Here is a 25,158-nt window from a genome sequence, read left to right as displayed (position 1 = left end):
TCGCCGGGCCGCGGAATCCCGTTACAGGGCGGAGCAAAGATGAATCCGAAGATCGACGACCGGGTGCCGGTCCTGATCGTGGGCGGCTCGCTGGTCGGGCTGTCGGCCTCGCTCTTCCTCGGCCGGCTCGGGGTCAGACACCTGCTGGTCGAGAAGCACGCCGACACCTCGCGTCACCCGCGCGGCCGGGGCAACAACGTCCGCACCATGGAGCTGTACCGGGTGGCCGGGATCGAGCCGGCGATCCGGGAGGCGGCCTCGATCCTGGCCCCCAACCACGGCATCCTGCAGGCGCCCTCGCTGACCGGCGCCGAGCAGGAGTGGCTGTTCCGTGCGATCGACCCCGGCGGTCGGCTGGCCCGCTTCAGCCCCAGCTCGTGGTGCCTGTGCAGCCAGAACGACCTGGAGCCGGTGCTGCTGCGGGCGGCCCGCGACCTGGGCGGGGACGTCCGGTTCAGCACCGAGCTGATCTCCTTCGAGCAGGACGCCGACGGCGTGACGTCGGTCCTGCGCAGCAGGGAGAACGGCGAGCAGCGGGTGGTGCGCTCGGACTTCCTGATCGCGGCGGACGGCCCGCGCAGCCCGGTCCGCGAGCGCCTGGGCATCGGCCAGACCGGCAAGGGCGAGCTCTTCCACAACGTGAGCATCACCTTCCGGGCCAAGCGGCTGGCCGAGGTGGTCGGCGACCGGCACTTCATCGCCTGCTACCTGACCAACCCGGAGGCGGACGGCGCGCTGCTGCCGGTGGACAACCAGGAGGAGTGGGTCTTCCACGCGCCGTGGCACCCCGAGCACGGCGAGCCGCTGGAGGCCTTCACCGACGAGCGCTGCGAACGGCACATCCGCACCGCCGTCGGCCTGCCGGAACTGGACGTCGAGGTGACCGGCCGGGCGCCCTGGCACGCCGCCGAGCGGGTGGCCGAGCGCTACGGCGCCGGGCGGGTCTTCCTCGCCGGGGACTCCGCCCACGAGATGTCCCCGACCGGTGCCTTCGGCTCCAACACCGGCATCCAGGACGCCCACAACCTGGCCTGGAAGCTCGCCGCCGTGCTGTGCGGCTGGGCCGGGCCGCGGCTGCTGGAGACGTACGGGCAGGAGCGGCGGCCGGTCGCCCAGGTGACCGGTGAGCGCGCCTCGGCCCGCTCCGCCGAGCACAGCCACCCGGGCTACGCGGTGGTGCCGGGCGTCGGGCGGCAGGCCGGGGTGCTCGCGGTGGCGCTCGGCTACCGCTACCCGGTCGGCGCGGTGATCGGCACGGACCGGGCGGGCGCCGTCGTCCCGGAGCAGTTCGAGGCGGCGGGCGAGCCGGGCAGCAGGGCCCCGCACCAGTGGCTGCTGCGGGCGGGCGTCAAGCTCTCCACGCTGGACCTGTACGAGCAGGCGATGGTGCTGCTCACCGGTCCCGAGGGCGGCGCCTGGCAGGCGGGTGCCCGGCGGGCCGCGGACCGGCTGGCCGTCCCGCTGGACGCCTACCGGATCGGCGACGGGGCCGAGGACGACCTGGCCCCCGAGCCGGGCTCGGACTTCGCCGCCCTGCACGGCATCGGCCCGCAGGGCGCGGTCCTGGTCCGCCCGGACGGCTTCGTCGCCTGGCGCTCGCCCGGCCCGGCGCTGGACCCGGAGGCCGAGCTGGGCACGGTGCTGCGGACGGTGCTGGGCCTCTGAACACACGCGCAAGGGCCCGCCGGTCGAACGACCGGCGGGCCCTTGCGCGTCAGTGGGTGAGGATCACTGGGTGGGGGTCAGTGACCGCCCGCGTCGACCACCTCGACGTCGGCGACCTCACGCTCGATCGCCTCGGCCGGCAGGGCCACCCGGATCGCCCAGAAGTAGATGCCCAGCGCGAAGACCGCCACCAGGCCCATGTCGTACCACATCGGGATCCGGCCGGTGCCGTCGCCGAAGCCGCCCTGCCAGGAGATCAGGCCGAGGCCCACCAGGTAGACCGGCAGCCACTGGGCGGACTTCCAGCTGAGCCGGGGCGCGTTCGGCAGGCCCTTGCGGATCGCGTAGGCCGCGTAGCCGCCGAGCAGGGCGTAGCCGAGCACGATCGCCATGCCCAGACGGGACAGGGTGTGCCAGCCGGACCAGTAGATGATCAGGCTGGAGACCACGAAGGCGGCCGGGGAGATGATCCCGCCGAGCGGCAGCCGGTACGAGCGCTCGTGGTTCGGCAGCCGGCGGCGCAGGGCGCCGAAGGCCAGCGGGGCGCCGGCGTACATCAGCACGCTGGCGGAGGTGATGAAGCCGACCAGCTCCTGCCAGCTCGGGAAGGGCAGGAAGCAGATCACGCCGGTGATGAAGGACATGATCAGGCCGAACCACGGCACGCCGTTCTTGTCCAGCTGCTCGAACTTCTGCGGCGCGTAGCCGTTCTTGCTCAGGCCGTAGGAGATGCGCGAGGTGGAGGTGGTGTAGATCAGGCCGGTGCCGCCGGGGGAGACGATGGCGTCGAAGTACAGCACCCAGGAGAGCCAGCCGAGGCCGACCAGGGTGGCGAGGCCGGCGAACGGACCCTCGATGCCCGGGAAGTCGAGCTTGTCCCAGCCGTTGATGAAGGAGCTGACCGGCAGCGAGCCGATGAAGGCGACCTGCAGCAGGACGTAGATCAGGGTGCCGATGGCGACCGAGCCCAGGACGGCGCGGGGGATGTCGCGCTTGGGGTTGCGGCTCTCACCGGAGATCTGGATGGCCTGCTCGAAGCCGAGCAGCGCGAAGATGATGCCGCTGGAGCTGATCGCGGCGAGGACGCCCTTGGCGCCGAACGGGGCGAAGCCGTGCGAGGTGAAGTTGGAGGCGTGGAAGTTGGTGATCGACAGCGCCAGGATCGTGAGCAGCGGGACGCCGATCTTGAGCCAGGTCGCGATCGAGTTGGTGGCCGCGAGGACCCGCACACCGAGGAAGTTGACCGCCACGAAGACGCCCATCAGCAGCACCGCGACGATGAAGCCGCTGGTGGTGAGGGTGCCGTTGGCGTTGAGGAAGCTCTTGGCGAAGTGCCAGTGGCCCGCGTAGCCGATCATCGCCTCGACCTCGATCGGGGCGACGGTCGCGGCCTGGAGCCAGGAGAACCAGCCGAAGGACATGCCGGCGAGGCCACCGAAGGCGTAGTGCGGGTAGCGCGCGGTGCCACCGGCGACCGGGAACATGCCGCCGAGCTCGGCGTGCACGAAGGCGAGCAGCACGATCGCTACCGCGCCGATGCCCCAGGAGAGGAGGGCCGCCGGTCCGGCGGCGACGACGGCGTTCTTCGCGCCGAACAGCCAGCCGGAGCCGATGATCGAGCCGACCGAGGCCCACATGAGGCCGATGAGGCCCACGTGGCGCTTGAGCGACCGGGTGGTGGTGCCGGATTCGGCGCCGGTGCTCTGTCCGGGCGGCGAGATCTGGTTGAGGGAAGCCATGGGCGATCTCTCTGTGTGTGGGGGCTCCAGCGGGATGGGCGGAGCGCGGAGAGTTGCCACACAGTAGGGCTATTCATAGACCTCTGCACAGATTTCATTACTGAATGTTTACTTTCTTTGCCGGATATCCGTGCTGGTAGGAGGCATTCTGTTCAGTTGTCTGTTACGTTACTTGTTGGTAAGTCCGGGATTTGAGCGGCGGTTGAGGTTTGAGCCGCGAGCCTGCAAGATTGGGGACCCCGGCGATTCATGGAATTGAAGATCTCCGCATAGTGATGCGCGAGGGGGCTTCGAGCGGCCCGCGCCGGGCCCCGTCAAGGCGCACGGCTCTTCGCCAACTTCGCTGTTCCACAAGGGTGTTGCGTGGCGGTCGGCCCGGTCGTGCCCCGCTCGGCGGCCACCCGGGCGGGCGCCCTGTGGTCGCCGGGCGCGCGCGGCCGTGCTGTGGTGGTCCGCATGAACCGCTCACGTCTGGCCCGGGTGGCCGCCTCGACCGCCTCCGTCGTCCTGCTCGCCACCGCCGCGTCCACCGCCGCCGGTGCCGCGGTCTCCGCCGCGGCTGCTCCGGCGTCGGCGACCGGGCTCCGGGACGTCACCTCCGAGCAGTGCCGGAGCGCGGGCGGGCACGTCGAGGGCAGCGGTTACTGCGTCGACGCACTCGGTGACGACGCCTGGGGTCAGCCCGTCGACGGCCAGGCGATCAACCCGGACCCCCGCCCCGGCGAGGAGTGAGCCCCCTCCCCGGGGGCCGGTCGGCGGCCACCCCGGGGGAGGGGCGCCCTCACGGGACCGGCCGTAGGGTGACCGGGGCCGGGGTGAGGGTGCGCAGGACCAGGTCGACGTGGACCTTGGCGGCGCCCGCGCGGTGCAGGGCCGCGGCGATCGTCCGTAACTCCTCCGGGCCGGTGCAGGCGAGCCGGAGCTCCAGGTCGGCCTCGCCGGCCAGGGCGAGGCCGCTCCGGACGGCCGGGAACTCGGCTGCGAGCCGGTCGAAGTCGAGCGGGACCGGGCCGTGGCTCACCCGGGCGATCGCGTGCAGGGTGCGGGCCGGCCGCAGGTGTGCCTCGGGGGCCGGCCCGTCCGGGACGAGCCGGAGCGGGGCCGTCACCGGCGCTGGAGCAGTGCGGTCGGGGCCGGGGCGGCCGGAGTGGCGGGGGCGGTGACGGGCGGGGCGACCAGCCTCGGGTCCAGCACCAGGGTGTCCACGCCGAGCGGGGCGGTGAGGTCCCGCAGGGCGGGCTCGCCGAGCTCGGTGTAGGCCTGCTCCGCCCCGAGGAGGGCGGCGAGGGCCTCGGGGCTGGAGAATCCGACCGCGCAGCGGCGGCCGTCGCGCAGGCGGAAGAGGCGGAGTGCGGTGGTGCTGCCGGTGCCGGAGGTGGTGACCGGTACGTGCCAGACGACGCGGGCCATGCGAATGCTCCTGCTCCCGAATGGGGTGGTGGCTGCCGGAACTGCTTCCTCGACGCTAGGTCGGCTCGCCCCGGGTGTCCCCGGTCCTGACGCAGCGTTGACCGAATGGGGTGGTGCGTTGACGCACTCCTGACGTTCGACTCACCCGGGTGGACCGCACCACCGGTCGAGGCCGCTCCGTTTGCCCCGCGTCCCGGCTCGGACCACCGTGGATCGTGTCGCTCGTCACGGTCGGGGGAGCGCCCCGGGGGAGACCGGCGCGCGCTCCGGGGCGGGGGGAGGTGGAGCGAGGGGCCCGTGACGAGATATCTTGACGTCAAGACGTTGGAGACGTGAAGCGGAGTACCGATGACTGACTCGACCATCATCTATACGCACACCGACGAGGCTCCGGCCCTGGCGACCTACTCGTTCCTGCCGGTGGTCCAGGCGTACGCCTCGACCGCGGGCGTACGGGTGGAGACCCGCGACATCTCCCTGGCCGGGCGGATCATCGCGAGCTTCCCGGAGCGTCTGACCGAGGCGCAGCGGATCGGCGACGCCCTGGCCGAGCTGGGTGAGCTGGCCAAGACCCCGAGCGCCAACATCATCAAGCTGCCGAACATCTCGGCCTCCGTGCCGCAGCTGAAGGCCGCCGTCGCCGAGCTGCAGGCCCAGGGCTACGCCCTGCCGGACTACCCGGACGACCCGCAGACCGACGAGGACAAGGACGTCCGCGCCCGTTACGACAAGGTCAAGGGCAGCGCCGTCAACCCGGTCCTGCGCGAGGGCAACTCGGACCGCCGCGCCCCGCAGTCGGTCAAGAACTACGCCAAGACCCACCCGCACCGCATGGGTGCCTGGACCGCCGGGTCCAAGACCAACGTCGCCACCATGGGCGAGAACGACTTCCGGTCCACCGAGAAGTCCGCCGTGATCGAGGCCGCCGGCGCCCTGCGCATCGAGCTGGTCGGCGAGGACGGCACCACCACCGTGCTGCGCGAGAAGGTGCCGGTGCTGGCCGGCGAGGTCGTCGACGCCTCCGTGATGCGCGCCGCCGCCCTGAACACCTTCCTGGCCGCCCAGGTCGCCCGGGCCAAGGCCGAGGGCGTGCTGTTCTCGGTGCACCTCAAGGCCACCATGATGAAGGTCTCCGACCCGATCGTCTTCGGCCACGTCGTGCGCGCCTTCTTCCCGAAGACCTTCGCCGCCCACGGCGCGGCGCTGACCGCCGCCGGTCTGAACCCGAACAACGGCCTCGGCGGCATCCTGGCCGGCCTGGACGCGCTGCCGAACGGCGCCGAGATCAAGGCCTCCTTCGAGGCCGAGCTGGCCGAGGGCCCGGCCCTGGCCATGGTCGACTCCGACAAGGGCATCACCAACCTGCACGTGCCGAGCGACGTCATCGTCGACGCCTCGATGCCGGCCATGATCCGCACCTCCGGCCACATGTGGGGCCCGGACGGCCAGGAGGCCGACACCCTCGCCGTGCTGCCCGACAGCAGCTACTCCGGCGTCTACCAGGCCGTCATCGACGACTGCCGCGCCAACGGCGCCCTCGACCCGGCCACCATCGGCTCGGTGCCGAACGTCGGCCTGATGGCGCAGAAGGCCGAGGAGTACGGCTCCCACGACAAGACCTTCGAGATCGAGGCCGCCGGCACCGTCCGCCTGGTCGACGCCGAGGGCAACGTGGTGCTGGAGCAGGCCGTCCAGCCGGGCGACATCTTCCGCGCCTGCCAGACCAAGGACCTGCCGATCCAGGACTGGGTCAAGCTGGCCGTCACCCGCGCCCGCGCCACCGGCGACCCGGCGGTGTTCTGGCTGGACGAGACCCGCGCCCACGACGCGGTGCTGATCGAGAAGATCAAGACCTACCTGCCGGAGCACGACACCACCGGCCTGCAGATCGAGATCAAGTCCCCGGTCGAGGCCACCAAGTTCTCGCTGGAGCGCATCCGCCGCGGCGAGAACACCATCTCGGTGACCGGCAACGTGCTGCGTGACTACCTGACCGACCTGTTCCCGATCCTGGAGCTGGGCACCAGCGCCAAGATGCTGTCGGTCGTCCCGCTGATGGCGGGCGGCGGCCTGTTCGAGACCGGCGCCGGCGGCTCCGCCCCGAAGCACGTCCAGCAGCTGGTCAAGGAGAACTACCTGCGCTGGGACAGCCTGGGCGAGTTCTTCGCGCTGGCCGCCAGCTTCGAGCACCTGGCCACCACCACCGGCAACGCCCGCGCCCAGGTGCTGGCCGACACCCTGGACCGCGCCACCGGCACCTTCCTCAACGAGGACAAGTCGCCGAGCCGCCGCCTCGGTGGCATCGACAACCGCGGCAGCCACTTCTACCTGGCCACCTACTGGGCCCAGGAGCTGGCCAAGCAGACCGCCGACGCCGAGCTGGCCGAGGCCTTCGCGGGCCTGGCCAAGACGCTCACCGAGCAGGAGCAGGCCATCGTGGAGGAGCTGATCGCCGTGCAGGGTTCGGCGGTCGACCTCGGCGGCTACTACCAGCCGGACCCGGCCAAGGCCGCGGCCGTGATGCGCCCCTCGAAGACCTTCAACGAGGCACTCGCCAACCTCGGCTGAACCCGGCCGGGCCGAGCCCGAGCCGAGCCGCACCACCGGGAGGCCCCCGGGTCCGTGACAGCGGACCCGGGGGCCTCCCCGCGTTTCCCCGGTCCGTCGGCCGGTCCGCCTGCCGGCTCGCCGGTCGGAGCGTCGGTCGGTGCGGAGACCGGCTCAGACCCGGCCGAGCACGGCCAGCGCGGTGCCGACGGCCTCCCGGAGGAGCAGGTACGGGCCGTGCGCCAGCGGTCCGTCCGCCCCCAGGACCTCGGCGGGGGCGCCGGCCCGGCGGGCGGCGAGTGCGGAGCGGACGGTGTGGAATCCGCTGGTGATCACCGTGCACCGGTAGCCGGGCCGTTCGGCGGCCATCAGGGCGGCGCTGAAGCGGAGGTTCTCGGCGGTGTTCGCGGCCCGCTCCTCGCGCCGGATCCGCTCGGCCGGGACGCCCCGGGCGACCAGGTAGCGGGCCATCGCGGCGGCCTCGGTGCACTGCTCGTGCGGGCCCTTGCCGCCGGTCACCACGACCAGCGGGGCGTACCCGGCCGCCTCCTCGGCGGCGAGCCGGTCCAGCGCGGCGTCCAGCCGGCCCGCCAGCGCCCGGCCGGGCTCGCAGCCGTCCAGCGCGGCGCCCAGGACGACCAGGTAGTCGGAGCCGACCGGTGCGGGCCGACGTCGCCGGTACAGCAGTGAGAAGCCGAGGAAGCCGAGCAGCCAGAGCAGGACGTACCCGCAGAGCAGGACGGCGACGATCAGCAGGACGTGCATATCCGTTCGAACGCGTACGGCGGAACCACCGTTCCGGCACGACGACGCGGGCACCGCCCGGAAACGGCGGAACCCCCGTTCCGGAGGTGGAACGGGGGTTCTCGGGACCAGGGGCTCCGGAGCGGGGCGGCGCCGGGCTCAGCCCGCCTCGGCGGCGGGAGCGGCGGGAGCGGCGGGAGCGGCCGGGGCGGCCGGGGCGGGCTGAGCGGCGCCCGCCCCGGGGCGCCGGTCGTTCCGGTGCAGCGACGCCAGGTAGGCGTTGTACGCCTCCAGCTCGGCGTCTCCCGAGCGCTCCTCGGAACGGTCGGTGCGGCGGGCCCGCCGCTGTTCGGAGCCCATCCACTGGTACACCAGGGCGATCAGCACGATCGCGGTCGGGATCTCGCCGAAGGCCCAGGTGATGCCGCCCGCGAGCTTCTGGTCCTCCAGCAGGTTCGTCCCGGGCGGGGCTCCCTCCACGGTGAAGGTGGTGACCAGCGGGTGGGCGGCCATCATCACCGCCACGCCGAAGAAGGCGTGGAACGGCATCCCCATGAACAGCTCGATGATCCGCATCACGTGGCCGGGCCGGTGCGGCCCCGGGTCCACGCCCATGATCGGCCAGAAGAAGGCCAGACCGGTGAACAGGAAGTGCACCATCATGAAGATGTGCCCGAGGCGGTACTGCATCAGGAAGTCGAACGCCGGGGTGAAGTAGACCCCGTACAGGCTCGCGATGAACATCGGGATGGTGAACGCCGGGTGCGAGATGATCCGGACGTACCGGCTGTGCAACAGCGCCACCAGCAGCTCGCGCGGACCGCGCGGGCGGCCCTTGCCGGCCGGGCGCAGGGCGCGCAGCGCCAGGGTGATCGGGGCGCCCAGCAGCAGCAGGATGGGCGTCAGCATGGAGAGCACCATGTGCTGGATCATGTGCGCGCTGAACAGCACCATGCCGTAGTCGTTCAGCCCGCTGCAGGTCACGAACAGCATGGTGGCGACGCCGGCCGCCCAGCCGACCATCCGGCCGACCGGCCAGCGGTCGCCGCGCCGGTACAGCCGGACCACGCCCGCCGCGTAGAGCCCCAGGACGACCAGGCCGGCGAACAGGAACACCCAGTCCGGGGACCAGGTCCACACGTTCGAGAAGGTGAACGGTCCTAGCTGGGTCATCCCGCCGTGGTGGTGCATTCCTGACATTCCGTCGCCCATCGGCGGGTCCTGCTTTCCGTCACGGTGGTCCCTGGTGCGGGTCCGGTTCGCCCGTTTTGCTTGGCATACAGCCTAGGTGGGCCTTACCTCGGGCCGTTCCCCGCCCCCTCCGTACGGGTGGCTCGCCGCACCCGGCGGCCGGCTGGCTAGACTGATCGGCCGGTCGGCAGGGAGGGGTCCAGACATGGCGACACAACCACGTGCGACGGAACCGCGTACGGTGACGGAACCGCGTACGGCGACGGAACGGGGCGCTGCCGGGGCGACCACGGTCGCGCTGACCGGGGCGACCGGCTTCATCGGCTCCGGGGTCCTGGCGGCCCTCACGGCGCGCGGCGTACGGGTGCGCGCACTGGCCCGCCGGGTGCCGGAGGCCACCGACCCGGGCACCACCTGGGTGCCGGGCGACCTCGCCGACGGGGCGGGGCTCGCGGAGCTCTGCGAGGGCGCCGACGTGCTGGTGCACCTGGCCTCCCTGGTCTCCGGCGGCACCGAGGAGTGCGAGGCGGCGAACGTCCGCGGCACGGCCGCCGTGATGGCGGCCGCCACCGGCGCCGGGGTGCGCCGGATCGTCCACCTCTCCACGGCGGCGGTGTACGGCGAGGGCCCGCACGCGGGCATCGCGGTGGACGAGGTGACGCCCGCCCCGCTGTCCGAGGCCAGCCGCACCCGGCTGCTCGGCGAGCGCCACGCCCTGGACGCCGGCGCGCACGTGCTGCGCCCCGGGCTGGTCACCGGGACGGGCGACCGCTGGGTGGTGCCCGCCTTGGCCGAGCTGGTCCGCCGGGTGCCGGTCCGCTGGGACGGCGGCGAGGCCCGGCTCTCGGTCGTGGACCGCACCGACCTGGCCCGGCTGATCACCGCGCTCGCCCTGGACGACCACACCGCCCCGCCCGGCGTCCACCACGCCTCGCACCCCGGCCCGGTCCGCGCCGGCGACCTGCTCGCCGCCCTGGCCGCCCTCGGCCTGCTGCCCGACCTGGACGGCCCGGACGTGCCGGACGTCCCGTGGGACGAGTGCCGCCGCCTGCTGGCCGCCGCGCCCGGCCGGGTCTCCGAGCGCCAGTTCGCCCTGATCGCCCGCGACCACTGGTACCGCAGCGAGGAGATCTGGCAGCTGGCCGCCTGCCCACCCGGCCCCGGCCCGCTCGCCCGCCTCCCCGAGGCCGCGGCGTGGTACCGCTCGGCGCTCGGGCCGGCCGTCGCCTCGAAGCGGTGACGGCGAGGCGGTGAAGCGGTGAGGCGGTGACGTCGGCCCCTCGACGGCGTTGCCCAGGATGAACCCGTGCGCGCGGGCGCTCCGTGCAGCCGTCTCCGCCTGCCGGCGCCTCCGTCGGACCGCCTCCGCCCGCGCACCGGCGTCCGACCGCCCGTCAGGCGGTGCGTCGTTCAGCCGGGACCAGGGTGTTCTCGCTGCGCCGCCCGGCGGCGAAGTCGTCGACGTTGCGGGCGGTGGCGTCGATGATCTGGCCGACGGCGGTGCGGGTGAAGTAGGCCTGGTGGCTGGTCACCAGCACCTGCGGGAAGGTGACCAGCCGGGCGAGGACGTCGTCGGTGATGCCGTGGACGGAGCGGTCGGTGAAGAAGACGCCGGTCTCCTCCTCGTACACGTCCAGGCCGACGCCGGAGAGGCGTCCGGCGCGCAGCGTCTCGACGAGGGCGGCGCTGTCGACGAGGCCGCCGCGGCTGGAGTTGACGAGGATCGCGTCGTCCTTCATCCGGGCCAGCGCCGCCGCGTCGATCAGGTGGTGGGTGGCCGGGACCAGGGGCACGTGCAGGCTCACCAGGTCGGCGCGGGTGAGGAGTTCGGGCAGTTCGGTGTACGTCATGCCGAGTTCGCGGCAGGCCGGGTTCTCGGCAATGTCCCAGCCGAGCAGCTCGGTGCCGAAGCCGGCGGCGATCCGGGCGAAGCACGCGCCGATCTTGCCGGTGCCGATGACGCCGACGGTCATCCCGTGGACGTCCCGGCCGAGCAGGCCGTCGAGGCGGAAGTCGAACTCGCGGGTGCGGCCGGCGGCACGGGTGAGGCGGCGGTTGACGGCCAGGGCGAGGGCCCAGGCGTGTTCGGCGACGGAGTACGGGCTGTAGTGGGACACCCGGGCGACGGTGAGGCCGAGTTCGGCGGCGGCGTCCAGGTCGATGTTGTTGAAGCCGGTGGAGCGCTGGGCGATCAGCTTGGTGCCGCCGTCGGCCAGCGCCGCGAGCGTCTCGGCGTCCAGGACGGCGTTGACGCTGCTGCTGACGACCGGGTATGCGGCGGCCAGCGGCGCGGTGTCCCGGTTCAGGAACACGTCCAGGCAGCGCAGTTCGTGTCGGCCCGCGAAGGCCCTTTCCAGCAGCGGCCGTTCGTCGGCCTGCACCCCGTACGCGAGGATGTCCATGCGCGGTCCCTCCGGTCGGCTCCCGTGCCCGGTCTGCGGCCGGGCCGGGTCTGCGGCCACGCTAGCGGCCGGGGCGCGCGGACGCCCGCCGGATGCGCGAAGGCCCCGGGATACGCGAAGGCCCCCGGACCGTACGGCGGGTCCGGGGGCCTGTGCGGGGGCGGGCGGTCAGATGACCGTCTCGGCCTCCAGGTAGCGCTCCTGCGGGACGGTCTTCAGCTCGGCGACGGCCTCGGCGAGCGGCACCAGGTTGATGTTGGTGCCCTGCAGCGCGGTGATGTGCCCGAACGCGCCCTTGTGGACGGCCTCGACGGCGTGCCAGCCGAAGCGGGTGGCGAGCACCCGGTCGTAGGCGGTCGGGGTGCCGCCGCGCTGGGTGTGGCCGAGGATGACCGGGCGGGCCTCCTTGCCGAGGCGGTGCTCCAGCTCGCGGGACAGCTGGGTGGCGATGCCGGTGAAGCGCTCGTGGCCGTAGATGTCCTTGCTGCCCTCCTCCCAGTGCATGGTGCCGGGCTCGGGCTTGGCGCCCTCGGCGCAGACCACGATGGCGAACTTCTTCTGGCGGTCGAAGCGCTCGCGGACGACGGCGGTGAGCTTCTCGATGTGGAACGCGCGCTCCGGGACGACGATGGCGTGCGCACCGGCCGCCATGCCCGCGTTGAGCGCGATCCAGCCGGTGTGCCGGCCCATGACCTCGACGACCATGACCCGCTGGTGGGACTCGGCGGTGGTCTTCAGCCGGTCCAGCGCCTCGGTGGCGACCGAGACGGCGGTGTCGAAGCCGAAGGTGACGTCGGTGGCGGCGATGTCGTTGTCGATGGTCTTCGGCACGCCGACGATCGGCAGGCCCGCGTCGCTCATCAGCTTGGCGGCCTTCAGGGTGCCCTCGCCGCCGATCGGGATGACCGCGTCCAGGCCGAGGTCCGAGCAGTACTTCTTGGCACGCTCGACGCCGTCCCGCAGGTGGCTGGGCTGGACCCGGGAGGAACCGAGGATGGTGCCGCCCTGGGCCAGGATGCCGCTCACCGAGTCCAGGGTCAGGGGGCGGTGGTGGCCCTCCAGGAATCCGCGCCAGCCGTCCTCGAACCCGATGATCTCGTCGCCGTGGTCGACCACCCCCCGGTGCACCACGGAACGGATCACCGCGTTCAGGCCGGGGCAGTCACCGCCGCTGGTCAGCACTCCGATACGCATTAGCTTTGCAACTCCCGAGCAGAACCGAGGTACGGCCGGACTACAGGCTGGGACGACGAGCCGTCACCGTGACGGGGCGCTCCCGCGCCGCAGGGGGCGGGGAGTGGCCGTGGGGTGAAGGACCGGTCGATCCGGACAGAACATCCGAAAACCGACCGTGATGTCGAGCATACGGCCCCTGGTCCGGCCGGGCAGGAGCCGACGCGGGAGCGGCGCCGTCGGCGCCCCCGCGCGGAAGTGCAGCCTGCTGCCGAGGAGGGTGTGCAGTAGGCAGCCCCATTGTCGTACGTCCGGGGCCGCCCGCGGGCCGGGTGACCGCATCGCGGGCACCCGGCCGGGGCGTACCGGCGTACTACGCGGGGCGCGTGGCCGCGGCGATGCGCTCGGCGCGCAACGCGTCGTACCAGGTGGTGTCGGCCGGCGGCAGGGCGTTGACGTCCAGCGCCAGCTTGATCAGCATGTCGGCCACGGCGGGGTTGCGCGCCAGCACCGGGCCGTGCAGGTAGGTGCCGAAGACGGTGTCCCGCCAGGCGCCCTCGGTGCCGTCACCGGTGCCGTTGCCCCGGCCGACGGAGACGTTGGCGAAGGGCTGGACGCCCTGGCCGAGGTGGGTGACGCCCTGGTGGTTCTCGAAGCCGGTCAGCTGCGGCAGGCCGAGTCGGGGGTCGACGTCGGCGAGCACGTCGCCGACGCAGCGGGCGCCCTCGCCGCGCTGGGTCCAGACGTCGAGCAGGCCCAGGCCCGGCTCCCGCTCGCCGAGGTCGTTGATGAACTCGTGGCCCATGATCTGGAAACCGGCGCAGACGCCGAAGATGATCGCGCCGTTCTCGGCGGCCCGCACCAGGCCGCTGTCGGCGCGCAGCCGCTCGGCGGCCAGTCGCTGCGGGCGGTCCTCGCCGCCGCCGATCAGGTAGATGTCCCCGCTGGTGGGGATCGCCTGGTCGGAGCGGACGTCGATCCGGGTCACGTTGAGGTGGCGCTGGCGGGCCCGGCGCTCCACGACCAGGGCGTTGCCGCGGTCGCCGTAGGTGCTGAGCAGGTCCGGGTAGACCCAGACCACGCGCAGGCTGCTCTCACTCATCCTCGAAGGCCTTCCGTCACGTAAAGACTGGTGTGCGGGCGCGGCATCAGCCGGCCACGACCTTCCGCAGCTGCTGGAAGGCGGTGTAGTTGGCGATGGCCTCGATCCGGCCGGGCGGCGCCATCCGGACGGCCTGCTCCAGGGTGTCCACCACGTGGAACTGCAGCCCGGCCACCTCCAGGCGGACGGCCAGGTCCAGCTTGCGCTGGCCCATCACGAAGACGGGGTGCCCCGCGAGGCGCTCGTAGTCGACGTCCCACAGCCAGGAGGTGTCGGTGCCGTCGGCGTCGAGGGCGTTGACGGAGAGGATCACCGGGGCCGGCGGGCCGTCGATCAGCGAGAAGGTCTCCAGCCAGCCGGCCGGGTTCTTGGCCAGCAGCAGCCGGATGTCCCGGCCCTGGTACTGGACCACGTCGTAGCGGCCGGCCACGGCGGTCACCGAGCGCATCCGCTCCAGGGCGACCTGCGGGGAGACGCCGAACACGGCGGCGACGGCGGCCGAGCTGGTGGCGTTGGCCAGGTTGGCCCGGCCGGGCAGCTGCAGCTGGATCGGCCAGGCGCCGCGCTGAGGGTCGATCACGTGGGTGCCCTGGAGCGCCCAGTGCGGGTTGGGGCGACGGAAGCCGCACTCCTGGCAGAACCAGTCCTCGCCGGGGCGCTGCATCACACCGCCGCAGGCGGGGCAGGACCAGGCGTCCTCCTTCCAGGCCTGCCCGGCGGCCACCCAGACCACCTTCTTGCAGGACGAGGCGGCCCAGGTGACCAGCGGGTCGTCGGCGTTGGCGATGACCACGGCCTCGGTGTCCTGCAGGCCCTCGCGCCACTTCTCGGCCATCATCCGGGTCTCGGCGGCGCGGTCGAGCTGGTCGCGGGAGAGGTTGAGCAGGGCGATCGCCTTGGGGCGGGTGTCGCGGGCGACCGTCGCGAGGTACTTCTCGTCGACCTCGATCACGCCGAAGCGGGCCTCCGTGCCGCCCGCGAGGGCGGAGGTGATGCCGGCCGGCATGTTGGCGCCGAGGGCGTTGGAGACCACCGGGCCGGCGGCGCGCAGCGCCTCGGCGATCAGGCGGGTGGTGGTGGTCTTGCCGTTGGTCGCGCTGACCAGGACGACGTCGAGGTGGTCGGCGAGGGTGGCGAGCAGGTCGGGGTCGAGCTTGAGGGCGACCTTGCCGCCGATCACCGAGCCGCTCCCGCGTCCGGCCTTGCGCGACACGGCGGCGGCGACCCGGCCGGCCGTGACCGCGATCTTGGCGCGGGCCGGCAGCGAGGCGTCGCGTGCGCCTGTGGGCTCCGATTCGGTGCCTGCCATGCTCAGTGGTTCCTCCTTGCTGCGGCACCGCCCTGGACCGGACAACAGGCCGTCGGGCGGCGGGGACGGGGGTCAGCCTACCGACTCCGTCGCCCGACCGGACGATCCGGACCCTGCACCGCCTGCTGCGACGCGCCGACCGGGGCTGCTGACGGCCCGTCAAGGAGAGCCGTGTACGGACGGAGTCTCTGCCGCTTCAAGACGCCCACCGGCTCATCCGGGTTCCCGGGACGCTTCGGTAAGGATCTGGTGAAGAAATGATCGGAGGCCCGGTCAGGGGGTGCAAGCGGCCGGATCCCCGGCACCCAGGGTGGCGGTGATCACCAGGGTGCCGTCCTCGGCGCGAACGTCCAGCGGCGCCTCCAGCCGGCGCATCGCGGCGATCAGGCCGGTGTTGGCGGCGTGGGTCACCGCGTACGCCGTCGCGATCCCGGCCGCCCGGGCCGTCGCCGACAGCCGCCGCAGCAGCGCCACGCCCAGCCCGCGGCGCTGCCAGGCGTCCTCGACCAGGACGGCCAGCTCCGCCTCGTCGTCGTCCCACATCAGGTGGCCGAGGGCGAGGATCCGCCCGTCCGGGGCGGCCACCGCGAGGCTGTGGCCGTGCCGGGGGTCCAGCAGGTGGTCGAGGTAGCGGTCGGCGTCGCGGACCGGGCCGTGGTAGCGCAGCCGCAGCGCGGCGGGGGAGCAGCGGCCGTGCATCGCCAGGGCGGCGGCCTTGTCGGCCGGGTCGGCGGGGCGCAGCTGCAGCTCGGTCCCGTCCGGCAGGGACAGCCGGGACGGGGCTTCCGGGGCCGGGCCGGTCGGGCCGTGCTGGGTGTGCGGCTGCGGGCGCGACGGCTGGTGCGGGTGCTGCCGGGCGACCCGGAACGGGCCGTCGGTGAGCGCGGGCGGGCGGCCGGCCTGGCCGTCGGGCACCGCGCACCTGCGGTCCGACCTGCGGAAAGGTCGGTGCCAGAGCCGTTCGGGTCGAGTGCGCGATGCCGTCATGGGGCCGACGCTACCTACGCTTCGCTTCCGTTCGGTTACGTGATCGTGAACGCCCGAATGCCCGGGACGCGGCCGGGACGTGCCCGGGAAGCGCCCGGGACCGGCCGGGCCCGGGCCGGGACCGAGCCGGAACAGGTCCAGACCGCTGACTCAGGCGGGCGGGACAGCGGGCGGCCGACGGTGGATCCGTGCCCGGCGCCCCTGGAGAGCAGGCCGCCGGGATCCCTTCCCACCGAGTACCGAAGGCACCTCCCATGCGCCACACTCCCTCCGCCTCCACCACCGCCGCCTCCGCCGTCCCGCACGCCCGTCGCGCCCCGGTCGGCACCGCGCTCACCGCTCTGCTCGACCGGCAGGCGCGCATCCGGCCGGACACCACGGCCGTGATCGGCGAGGGCCGCGGTCTCACCTTCCCGGAGCTGTCCGGGACCGCCCGCCGGCTGGCCGCCGAGCTGCGCCGCCTCGGCGCCGGCGCCGACACCTGCGTCGGCCTGTACGTCGAGCCGTCGGTGGAGCTGGTCGCCGGGGCCTGGGGCGTCCTGTACGCCGGGGCCGGCTACCTGCCGCTATCGCCCGAGTACCCCGAGGACCGGCTCCGCTACATGATCGAGGACAGCGGCACCCGGATCGTGCTCACCCAGGAGCACCTGCGCGAGCGGCTGGCCGCGCTCGCCCCGGCCGGGACCGCGATCGTCACCGTCGAGGGCGCCCCGGCGGACCGTGCGGTGGCCGGGGACGCCGCGGCCGGGGACGCCGTGGCCGAGGACACCGGCGTCGACGAGCCCGTCGCCGAGGCCGTCGCCGAGCCCGTCGCCCGGCCGGAGTCGCTGGCCTACGTCATCTACACCTCCGGCTCCACCGGCCGCCCCAAGGGCGTGATGATCGAGCACCGCGCGGTGGTCTCCCAGCTGCGCTGGATGCGCGACGCCGGGCACCTCGACCCCGGGGTCACCGTGCTGCAGAAGACCCCGATGAGCTTCGACGCCGCCCAGTGGGAGATCCTCGCCCCGGCCGTCGGCGCCCGCGTGGTGGCCGGCACGCCCGGCCTCTACCGCGACCCGGAGGCGCTGGTCGCCACCGTACGGCGACACGGCGTCACCGCGCTGCAGTGCGTGCCCACCCTGCTCCAGGCGCTGCTGGACACCGAGGGCTTCACCGACTGCACCAGCCTGGCCCGGCTGTTCTCCGGCGGCGAGGCGCTGTCCCGGCGGCTCGCCCGCAACCTGGGCCGGGCCCTGCCCGGGGCGGCGCTGGTCAACCTGTACGGTCCGACCGAGTGCACCATCAACGCCACCGCCCACGTGGTCGACCCGGCCGAGCTGGGCGACGGCGCCGGTTCGGTGCCGATCGGCCGGCCGGTCGACAACACCCAGTGCTACATCCTGGACGAGCAGCTGGTGCCGGTCGACGCCGACGGCGTCGGCGAGCTCTACATCGGCGGCGTGCAGCTGGCCCGCGGCTACCTGCACCGGCCGGAGCTGACCGAGGAGCGGTTCGTCCCCTCCCCGTTCGCCCACGGTGAGCGGCTGTACCGCACCGGCGACCTCGCGCAGTGGAACCGGGACGGCACCATCCAGTTCGCCGGCCGGGTCGACAACCAGGTCAAGCTGCGCGGCTACCGGGTCGAGCTGGACGAGATCGCCCGCGCGATCGAGGAGCACACCTGGGTGCGCCGCTCGGCCGCGATCGTCACCGGCGACGACCGCACCGGCCACCGGAACCTGGTCGCCTGCGTCGAACTCAACCCGCGCGAGGCCGCCCTGATGGACCAGGGCAACCACGGCGGCCACCACCAGTCCAAGGCCAGCAAGCTGCAGGTCAAGGCACAGCTCTCCGACCCGGGCGTCCGTGATCCGGAGCGGCTCGCCGGCCGCGAGCGGGTCGAGCTGCACGGGCGGAGGGAGAGCGAGACCCAGCGCCGGGAGACCTTCGCCCGCAAGACCTACCGCTTCTACGACGGCGGTCCGGTCACCCGGGAGGACCTCACCGCGCTGCTCGCCCCGCGCCCGGCCGACGCCTTCGGCCGGGACCTGGAGCTGCTGAGCTTCCCCGAACTCGGCCGCGTCCTGCGGTGGTTCGGCCAGTTCCACAGCGAGGAGCGGCTGCTGCCCAAGTACGCGTACGCCTCGCCGGGCGCGCTCTACGCCACCCAGCTGTACCTTGAGACCGGCGGCCTGGACGGGCTCGCGGCCGGGCTGTACTACTACCACCCGGTCGAGCACGCCCTGGTCCGGATCGGCCCCGCCGAGGCCCGCGAGGAGGCGTACCTGACGCTGCACTTCTCCGGGAAGCACGGCGCCATCGAGCCGGTGTACAAGAACAACATCCGCGAGGTGCTGGAGTTCGAGACCGGCCACATGCTCGGCGTCTTCGAGGAGGTGCTGCCCGAGTACGGGCTGGACGTGCGCCCGCTCGGCCTCGACCCGGAGGTCAGGGAACGGCTGGACGTCGCCGAGGAGGACCACTACCTGGGCAGCTTCGCGGTCGCGCGCAACGACGGCACGGCCCGCGCCGAGTGCACCGAGCTGTACCTCCAGGTCCACGAGGGCCGGGTGGACGGCCTGCCGGGCGGCCTCTACCGGTACGCCGACGGCGAGTTGGCACCGGTCTCGGACGCGGTGGTGGAGTCCCGGCACGTGATCGCGATCAACCAGTCCGTCTACGCCCGCGCCGCGTTCGGCATCACCGCCGTCAGCCGCGCCGACGAGGAGTGGCTGGAGTACGTCGCGCTCGGCACCAAGCTGCACCACCTGCAGCGCAACGGCCGGGGCCTGGGCTTCATGTCCTCCGGCTACAGCTCCAAGTCCGGTCACCCGCTGCCCGCCGCCCGCCGCATCGACGAGATCCTGGCCGGCCGCGGCATCGCCGGCGGAGCGTCGTACTTCTTCCTCGGCGGCAAGGTGAGCGAGGAGCAGATCCGCAGCGAGGGCATGCAGGAGGACGCCGTCCACATGAAGGGCCCGGCCGAGATCATCAAGGACGAACTGGCCAACCTGCTGCCCGACTACATGCTGCCCAACCGGGTGCTGATCGTGGACGCCCTGCCGCTCACCGCGAACGGCAAGGTCGACCTCAAGGCGCTCGCCGCCTCCGACGCTGTCCGCACGGCCGACGTCCGCAGCGAGTACGTCGCCCCGAGCACCGAGCACGAGCGGTGGCTGGCCGAGGCCTGGGGACAGGCGCTGAAGTACGAGGACGTCTCGGTGGCGGACGAGTTCTTCGCCGTCGGCGGCAACTCGCTGATCGCCGTGGCCCTGGTCAACCGGATCAACCGCGAGTTCGGCGTCGCACTGCCGCTGCAGGTGCTGTTCGAGTGCCCCCGGCTGGGCGACCTGGCCGCGCGGATCGAGCGGGCCCGCGGGACGGCCGGCGGCGGCGCGGCCGCCGAGGGCGCGAGCTCCCGGCTGATCCCGCTGCACCCGGGCGAGTCCGGCCGGCCGGTGTTCTGCTGGCCCGGACTGGGCGGCTACCCGATGAACCTGCGCCTGCTCGGCCGGGAGGCGGGCGACGGCCGCGCCTTCTACGGCATCCAGGCGCACGGCATCAACGAGGGCGAGAGGCCGTACCCCACCATCCGGGAGATGGCCGCCGCCGACGTCGCCGAACTGCGCCGGGTGCAGCCCGAAGGCCCCTACACGCTGTGGGGCTTCTCCTTCGGCGCGCGGGTCGCCTTCGAGGCCGCCTGGCAGCTGGAACAGGCCGGACAGCGGGTGGAGAACCTGCTGCTGATCTGCCCTGGCAACCCGGAGGTGCGCCAGGACGACGGCAACCGGTGGGGCCGCGAGGCCTCGTACGCCAACCCCGCGTACGTGACCATCCTGTTCGGGGTGTTCACCGGCCGGATCAGCGGTCCCGAGCTGGCACGCTGCCTGACCGAGACGGCGGACGAGGACAGCTTCGTCGCCTCCGTGCACCGGATGCTGCCGGAACTGGACGAGGAGCTGATCCGCCGGATCACCGGAATCGTCGGTGAGACCTACGAGTTCGAGTACAGCTTCCGCGAGCTGGCCGAGCGGCGGCTGGACGCCCCGGTGACCGTCTTCAAGGCCGCCGGCGACGACTACTCCTTCATCGAGGGCAGCAGCGGCTACTCCGCCGCCCCGCCCGCCGTGGTCGACCTGGCCGGGGACCACTACGGGGTGCTGAAGGAGCACGGCGTGGCCGAACTCGTCGCCGCGATCCGGGCACTGGAGCGGACGGGCGACACCCGCTGAGGTGGACACGCTCACGGATGGCCCAGGATCCGCGGGCGGGGGAGCCCCTTCGGATAGGGATGGCTCGGCTTTCCGCCGATCCCACCTCGACCCGAAGGGGCTCCTCGTGTTCTCCAAGACCTTCGCGCCGGCCACGGCCTGCGCCGCCCTGCTCCTGGCCGTACCGCTCGCCTTCGCGCAGTCGGCCGCGGCGGCCGACAACAGCCACAACGGCCCCAAGACCCCGCAGGAGGCCGCCGCCTGCAAGGCCGTCACCGGCACCCTGCTCGGCGGCTTCGGCTCCATGCTCGGCAACGCCCTGTGCGTCGTGCAGCCGGCCGCCAAGGGCTGAGCGGCTCACGATCCGTCAGCGCACGGACTCTCCCGGAAAGGAGCGTCCGTGCGCTGACGTGGTATCCGGCGCCGTGCCGAACCGGGACGCGCCTCCGGCCCGGGGCTGTCAGGGCGTGCCGTCCAGCCGGGAGACCTGGTAGTGGGCGATGGCCCAGCCCTGCTCGTCGGTGCGGCGCAGCAGGACGCCGAGCTTGACGGCGACGGTGGGCCGGTCGGTGAAGGAGAAGTCGACGCCCAGGTAGCCCAGGACGAGGTCGTCGACCGGGCGCCTGGTCTCCAGGACGCGGTAGTCGGCGGTCATGCCGAGGGGCTGCGCGTCGTAGTAGGCGGCGATGCCGGGGCGTCCGACGCTGTAGGGGTGCAGGCCCTGGAAGATCGCGTCCTCGGTGAAGAAGGCGGCGACCCGGTCGGGCTGGTGCCGGTCGACGGCGGCCTTCCAGCCGTCGAGGACGCCGCGCAGGATCGTCTCGTCGGACTCGGTGGTGCGGTGCATGGCGGATGCTCCCGGGGTGTGCGGTGTGTGTCGCGCCCGGTGCTCGTCCGGCCGCCCAAGGGGAGGATCCCGCCGTCGCTGAGCGGTTCGCTCCACGGCGGGCGTGGGGCGGCCCGGGTCGGCTCCGGATTCGTCCGACCGGCCCACCGGCAGCCGACCCGTCGTGGCGTCGCGCGGGTGCGGGGCCGACGATGAGGGGGCGGGGGACGGGGCGAGGAGGGAGCAGGACCGTGCAGGAGTTCCTGGTCGAGATCACCACCGCCATTCCCGAGGGCACCGCCGAGGAGGAGGTCTCCCGGCGGCGGGCCGCCGAGGCCGTCCGGGCCCGCGAGCTGGCCGCCACCGGTCGGCTGGCGCGGCTGTGGCGTCCGGTCGGCGAGCGGCGCAGCATCGGTGTCTGGCGGGCGGCCGACGAGGCGGAGCTGCGGGCGGAGGTGCTGGGCAGCCTCCCGCTGTGGCCGTGGATGACCGCCGTGGTGACCCCGCTCGAACCGCACCCCAACGACCCCGGCCCGGCCTGACGCCCGGCCTGACGCCCGGTCGGGCCGGCGCCCGGGGCGGCGCGGGTGGGCTCAGGCGATGCGGGTCGGCACGTCCTGGACGGTGTGGCCGGTGGTCGTCAGCAGCGCCGTCAGGACGGCCGGGGTGACCGAGGGCTCGGTGCGGAGGTAGAGCTCGTCGGTGGTGGGGTGGGGGTGGACGGAGAGCAGGGTGATCCGGTGGTCGGCGAGCGCCGTGGGCGTGTGGGCGAGGGCCGTGGTGCGCACCCGCCAGAGCGTGGCCGGTGGCGGGGCGTGCGGTGACCACCAGGTGTGGAGCAGGGCGGTGGCGAGCAGGGCGAGCGCGGAGGCGGCCACCACGACCGGGCCGTCCGGGCCGTGGACGACGACCTTGGCGATGAGGTCGGCCGCCGTGACGGACAGGAAGACGGCGGCGAGTTCGACGGTGTCACGGCGCCAGTGGTGGGTGCGGCGGCTGCGGAGAGCACCGGTGGCACGGCGGGGGGAGGGCTTCGAATGCTCCATGCCACCACCGTGCCCGACCGGTGTTTCCCGGCCGCGCGTCCGCCGTGACCAGGCGGTTACGGTCCGCGCGGGGCTGTTACGGGAGCAGGTCGCGGGCGGCGGCCTTGACCTCGGCGAGCAGGAGGTGCAGGTCCTCCTCCGTCGTCGTGGCGTTGAGGAGGCAGGCGCGGAGCATCTCGTCCGTGCCGAGGCGGGCGCCGGTGACGAAGACCCGGCCGCGCTGCTGGACGGCGACGGGCAGGTCGCGGTTGAGGGCGTCACGGGCGGCGGGGGCCAGGCCGGTCGCGCGGTGGCGGAACGCCACGATGGAGGTCTGGACCTCGGCGAGCAGCTCCAACTCCTCGTCGGCCCGGACGAGTTCGCCCAGGCGTCGGGCCAGCGCGGTGCACCGGGCGATGTCCCGGGCGAGACCGGCGCGGCCCCGGTGGGCGATGGTGGCCCACACCTTGAGGGCGCGGAACGGGCGGGTCTGCTCGGTGCCGTACTCGGAGAACCAGCCGAGTGAGCCGGCCGCCTCGTCGCGCAGGTAGGACGGGACGAGGCTGAAGGTGCCGCGCAGTTCCCCGGTGTCGCGGACCAGGGCGCAGCCGCAGTCGACCGGGACGCCGAGCCACTTGTGCGGGTCGAGGGCGAGCGAGTCGGCGCGCTCCAGGCCGTCGTAGCGGTGGGCGATGGCGGGGTCGAGCCGGCCGAAGGCACCGTACGCGCCGTCCACGTGCAGCCACAGCCGCTGTTCCTCGCACAGGTCGGCGATCGGGCCGAACGCGTCGACCGCGCCGGTGCCGACGGTGCCGGCGGAGGCGACGACGAGGAACGGCAGCAGGCCGGCCGCCCGGTCGCGCTCGACGGCGGCGCGCAGCTCGGCGGTGTCCAGGCGGCCGTCGGGGCCGGTGGCGACGGTGCGCAGGTGCCTGCTGCCGAGGCCGAGGAGTTCGGCGGCCTTGCGGACGCAGGAGTGGGTCTCGCCGGTGACGTAGCCGACCAGCGGGGGCAGGCCCGCCAGGCCGTCCTCGCGGACGTCCCGGCCGGCCAGGCGGGCGGCGCGGTTGCGGGCGGCGGCGAGGCAGACGATGGTCGCCATCGAGGTGCCGGAGGTGAGCAGCCCGCCGCCTGCCGGGTGGGGGAAGCCGACGAGCTCGGCGATCCAGCGGACCACGGCGCGTTCCAGGTGGACGTCGGCGTGGTCGCCGCCGGCCGAGCTGGGGTTCATCGCGGAGGCGGCGAGGGTGGCGAGCACCCCGGCGGGCGCGGGGGCGGAGTTGACCCAGCCGAAGAAGCGCGGGTTGCCGTTGCCCATCGGGTACGGCATCACGTCGCGCCCGACGGCGTCGAGGAGCTCGGCGAGCGGGCGGCCGTCGGCGGGCAGCGGGGCGTCGAGCAGGGCCCTGCGCGCGGTCTCGTCCATGGGCTGCCACACCGGGCGGTCGGGCAGTTCGGCGAGGTAGTCGGAGACCAGGTCGGCGGTGGCGTGGGCGGCGGCGCGGAAGTCGTCGGTGGGGTCGGAGTCGCGCGTGGGGCGGGCGGTGGCGCGGAAGTCGTCGGTGGCCATGGGGGACACTCCAGGGAGGCCGGGGGAGGGGAGGCGCGGCGTCCTCGGCGCACCCTGATCAGGCGATGGTCCGTGATCCTACGGAAAGGGCCCGCGCCGTGCGGCGCGGGCCCTCATGCTGAGATCGTCGGGGGTCGGTCCGGTCAGTCCAGCGAGCCGGACAGGCCGCCCGCGGAGCGGCAGTACCCCTGCATCTCCTTGTCGGTGATCTTGGCGCAGAGCCGGCCGGCCGCCCCGGCGTCCGTGTAGTTGACCGTGTAGTAGCTGACCAGGCCCTCGGCGCAGGCCTTGCGCTGCCAGCCGTCGGCGGCGGTGGCGCACTGCTGGGCGGCCCAGTCCTCGCGGTCCAGGTTGTACTTCATGGTCCGCGAGCCGACCCCGCGGCTGCAGTCCACCGACCCGCCGCTGGCCTTGCCGTTGAGGCACCACTTGAGGGCGTCGGCGTAGACCTCGGGGTGGTTCGGGTAGTCGTGCGAGGAGAGGTAGAAGGTCGGGGCGTAGAAGAAGCAGGCCGACTGGAACAGGGCCGGCTGGTCCTTGCACGGGTAGAGCGGGTCCTGGGCGAGCTTGTCGGCGGGCAGGTTGGCCTTGGCCTGCTCGTCCTCCTCGTCCGGGCCGAAGAGCTGCATGAACAGGCCCTCGGAGCAGCGGATCCGGTTCTGGTCGGTCGGGAACTTGTTGCACAGGTCGCGGGCCTTGGCGACGTCCTGCTTGGCGACGAACATCGTGCCGTGGCCGACGCCGTGGATGCAGGGGCCGCTGTTCTTGGGCTGGCAGAGCTTGAGCAGGTCCACCTCGGGCTGGGTGGAGGCGTTGAGCATCTCCTCGACGGCGCCGTGCAGGTAGCCGGCCGCGCAGGTCTCGTGCGGGAAGGAGATGACCTTCTGGAAGTCGGCGTTGAACCGCTTGACCGCCGCGTGGCCGAGCTCGTGCGCGATCGGGTGGCAGAAGCGCACGGTGTACGGCTTCTCCTTGGTGATCTTGTCGAGGTCGGCGAGGGCGACACCGGGGTCGGTGGCGTCCATCTCGGCCATCAGCTTGTTGCGCAGCGTCGAGCGGGTCCACACCGCCGGGTCGCCGGTCGGGGTGGCGCTCGCCGCGCCCGCCGAGGCCGGCTGGGCGGCGCCGGACGGCGCCCCGGCGGCCGTGGCGGCCGGGGTCGCGGTGGCCGCCGCGGGCGACCAGTCGGTGACGGCCACCGACCCGAGGCCCAGGACGCCCAGGAGCAGGGCGGTGAGAATCGCGAAGACTCGCGGCTGCATGACGGGATCCCCC

At 73.4% G+C, this 25,158-nt stretch carries 21 protein-coding genes; 7 read left to right on the top strand and 14 right to left on the bottom strand.

Annotation, left to right across the window (positions count from 1 at the left end):
- Positions 1-39 precede the first annotated feature (39 nt).
- Positions 40-1,665 (top strand): FAD-dependent oxidoreductase, encoded by a 1,626-nt coding sequence (locus tag ABTY56_RS33155; RefSeq protein WP_350633084.1) that lies wholly within the window; start codon positions 40-42, stop codon positions 1,663-1,665.
- Positions 1,666-1,742: 77 nt separating this feature from the next.
- Here ABTY56_RS33155 and ABTY56_RS33150 read toward each other — a convergent pair whose 3' ends face one another.
- Complete coding sequence (locus ABTY56_RS33150) at positions 1,743-3,404, bottom strand: APC family permease (protein WP_350633083.1); 1,662 nt, start codon at positions 3,402-3,404, stop codon at positions 1,743-1,745.
- A gap of 456 nt (positions 3,405-3,860) precedes the next feature.
- On the opposite strand from ABTY56_RS33150, the gene ABTY56_RS33145 reads away from it, so the two are divergent.
- Entirely contained in the window at positions 3,861-4,136 is a 276-nt protein-coding gene (locus ABTY56_RS33145; protein ID WP_350633082.1) for a hypothetical protein, read from the top strand.
- A gap of 49 nt (positions 4,137-4,185) precedes the next feature.
- Here the strand turns inward: ABTY56_RS33145 and ABTY56_RS33140 are convergent, their stop codons facing one another.
- The gene (locus ABTY56_RS33140; protein ID WP_350633081.1) at positions 4,186-4,512 is read right to left on the bottom strand and encodes a hypothetical protein; all 327 of its coding nucleotides are present in this window, start codon (positions 4,510-4,512) and stop codon (positions 4,186-4,188) included.
- The gene (locus ABTY56_RS33135; protein ID WP_350633080.1) at positions 4,509-4,814 is read right to left on the bottom strand and encodes an SAV_915 family protein; all 306 of its coding nucleotides are present in this window, start codon (positions 4,812-4,814) and stop codon (positions 4,509-4,511) included. Before ABTY56_RS33135 ends, ABTY56_RS33140 begins: the two co-directional genes overlap by 4 nt.
- Positions 4,815-5,162: 348 nt before the next feature.
- Here ABTY56_RS33135 and ABTY56_RS33130 point away from each other — a divergent pair, with 348 nt between their 5' ends.
- A complete protein-coding gene (locus ABTY56_RS33130) occupies positions 5,163-7,382 on the top strand; it encodes an NADP-dependent isocitrate dehydrogenase (RefSeq protein WP_350633079.1) in 2,220 nt (739 codons plus the stop codon).
- A 153-nt stretch (positions 7,383-7,535) separates the two neighbouring features.
- Here the strand turns inward: ABTY56_RS33130 and ABTY56_RS33125 are convergent, their stop codons facing one another.
- Complete coding sequence (locus ABTY56_RS33125; RefSeq protein ID WP_350633078.1) at positions 7,536-8,126, bottom strand: YdcF family protein; 591 nt, start codon at positions 8,124-8,126, stop codon at positions 7,536-7,538.
- 138 nt (positions 8,127-8,264) lie between these two features.
- Entirely contained in the window at positions 8,265-9,296 is a 1,032-nt protein-coding gene (locus ABTY56_RS33120; RefSeq protein WP_350633094.1) for a cytochrome c oxidase assembly protein, read from the bottom strand.
- A 241-nt stretch (positions 9,297-9,537) separates the two neighbouring features.
- Here ABTY56_RS33120 and ABTY56_RS33115 point away from each other — a divergent pair, with 241 nt between their 5' ends.
- Complete coding sequence (locus ABTY56_RS33115) at positions 9,538-10,536, top strand: NAD-dependent epimerase/dehydratase family protein (RefSeq protein ID WP_350633077.1); 999 nt, start codon at positions 9,538-9,540, stop codon at positions 10,534-10,536.
- Between the two features lie 154 nt (positions 10,537-10,690).
- Here the strand turns inward: ABTY56_RS33115 and ABTY56_RS33110 are convergent, their stop codons facing one another.
- The 5 genes from ABTY56_RS33110 to ABTY56_RS33090 form a co-directional block, all read right to left on the bottom strand.
- Positions 10,691-11,698 (bottom strand): 2-hydroxyacid dehydrogenase, encoded by a 1,008-nt coding sequence (locus ABTY56_RS33110; protein ID WP_350633076.1) that lies wholly within the window; start codon positions 11,696-11,698, stop codon positions 10,691-10,693.
- A 168-nt stretch (positions 11,699-11,866) separates the two neighbouring features.
- Positions 11,867-12,892 (bottom strand): 6-phosphofructokinase, encoded by a 1,026-nt coding sequence (locus ABTY56_RS33105; RefSeq protein WP_350520156.1) that lies wholly within the window; start codon positions 12,890-12,892, stop codon positions 11,867-11,869.
- Between the two features lie 352 nt (positions 12,893-13,244).
- Positions 13,245-13,973, bottom strand: coding sequence for a type 1 glutamine amidotransferase (locus tag ABTY56_RS33100; protein ID WP_350633075.1), 729 nt, complete (start codon positions 13,971-13,973; stop codon positions 13,245-13,247).
- Between the two features lie 46 nt (positions 13,974-14,019).
- Positions 14,020-15,282 carry a MurT ligase domain-containing protein gene (locus tag ABTY56_RS33095; RefSeq protein WP_350633074.1) on the bottom strand — a complete coding sequence of 421 codons (1,263 nt, stop codon included), beginning with the start codon at positions 15,280-15,282 and terminating at the stop codon, positions 14,020-14,022.
- A gap of 273 nt (positions 15,283-15,555) precedes the next feature.
- On the bottom strand, positions 15,556-16,197 hold the full coding sequence (locus ABTY56_RS33090; protein ID WP_502893239.1) for a GNAT family N-acetyltransferase: 642 nt from the start codon (positions 16,195-16,197) through the stop codon (positions 15,556-15,558).
- Between the two features lie 326 nt (positions 16,198-16,523).
- Between ABTY56_RS33090 and ABTY56_RS33085 the strand changes: the two genes are divergently transcribed.
- The gene (locus tag ABTY56_RS33085) at positions 16,524-20,483 is read left to right on the top strand and encodes a non-ribosomal peptide synthetase family protein (protein WP_350633073.1); all 3,960 of its coding nucleotides are present in this window, start codon (positions 16,524-16,526) and stop codon (positions 20,481-20,483) included.
- 106 nt (positions 20,484-20,589) lie between these two features.
- A complete protein-coding gene (locus ABTY56_RS33080; protein WP_350633072.1) occupies positions 20,590-20,814 on the top strand; it encodes a hypothetical protein in 225 nt (74 codons plus the stop codon).
- A 108-nt stretch (positions 20,815-20,922) separates the two neighbouring features.
- Here the strand turns inward: ABTY56_RS33080 and ABTY56_RS33075 are convergent, their stop codons facing one another.
- On the bottom strand, positions 20,923-21,309 hold the full coding sequence (locus ABTY56_RS33075) for a YybH family protein (protein ID WP_350633071.1): 387 nt from the start codon (positions 21,307-21,309) through the stop codon (positions 20,923-20,925).
- 230 nt (positions 21,310-21,539) lie between these two features.
- On the opposite strand from ABTY56_RS33075, the gene ABTY56_RS33070 reads away from it, so the two are divergent.
- A complete protein-coding gene (locus ABTY56_RS33070) occupies positions 21,540-21,830 on the top strand; it encodes a muconolactone Delta-isomerase family protein (RefSeq protein ID WP_350633070.1) in 291 nt (96 codons plus the stop codon).
- A gap of 51 nt (positions 21,831-21,881) precedes the next feature.
- On the opposite strand, the gene ABTY56_RS33065 is transcribed toward ABTY56_RS33070, so the two are convergent.
- The 3 genes from ABTY56_RS33065 to ABTY56_RS33055 all read right to left on the bottom strand — a co-directional run bounded on the left by ABTY56_RS33065 (position 21,882) and on the right by ABTY56_RS33055 (position 25,145).
- Positions 21,882-22,334 (bottom strand): hypothetical protein, encoded by a 453-nt coding sequence (locus ABTY56_RS33065; protein ID WP_350633069.1) that lies wholly within the window; start codon positions 22,332-22,334, stop codon positions 21,882-21,884.
- 76 nt (positions 22,335-22,410) lie between these two features.
- Positions 22,411-23,883 (bottom strand): pyridoxal phosphate-dependent decarboxylase family protein, encoded by a 1,473-nt coding sequence (locus ABTY56_RS33060; protein ID WP_350633068.1) that lies wholly within the window; start codon positions 23,881-23,883, stop codon positions 22,411-22,413.
- Between the two features lie 143 nt (positions 23,884-24,026).
- Entirely contained in the window at positions 24,027-25,145 is a 1,119-nt protein-coding gene (locus ABTY56_RS33055; protein WP_350633067.1) for a hypothetical protein, read from the bottom strand.
- Positions 25,146-25,158 lie beyond the last annotated feature (13 nt).

Source organism: Kitasatospora sp. NPDC097691 (assembly GCF_040302665.1).
Classification (GTDB): domain Bacteria; phylum Actinomycetota; class Actinomycetes; order Streptomycetales; family Streptomycetaceae; genus Kitasatospora.
This window is presented reverse-complemented; position numbering and strand designations above follow the sequence as displayed.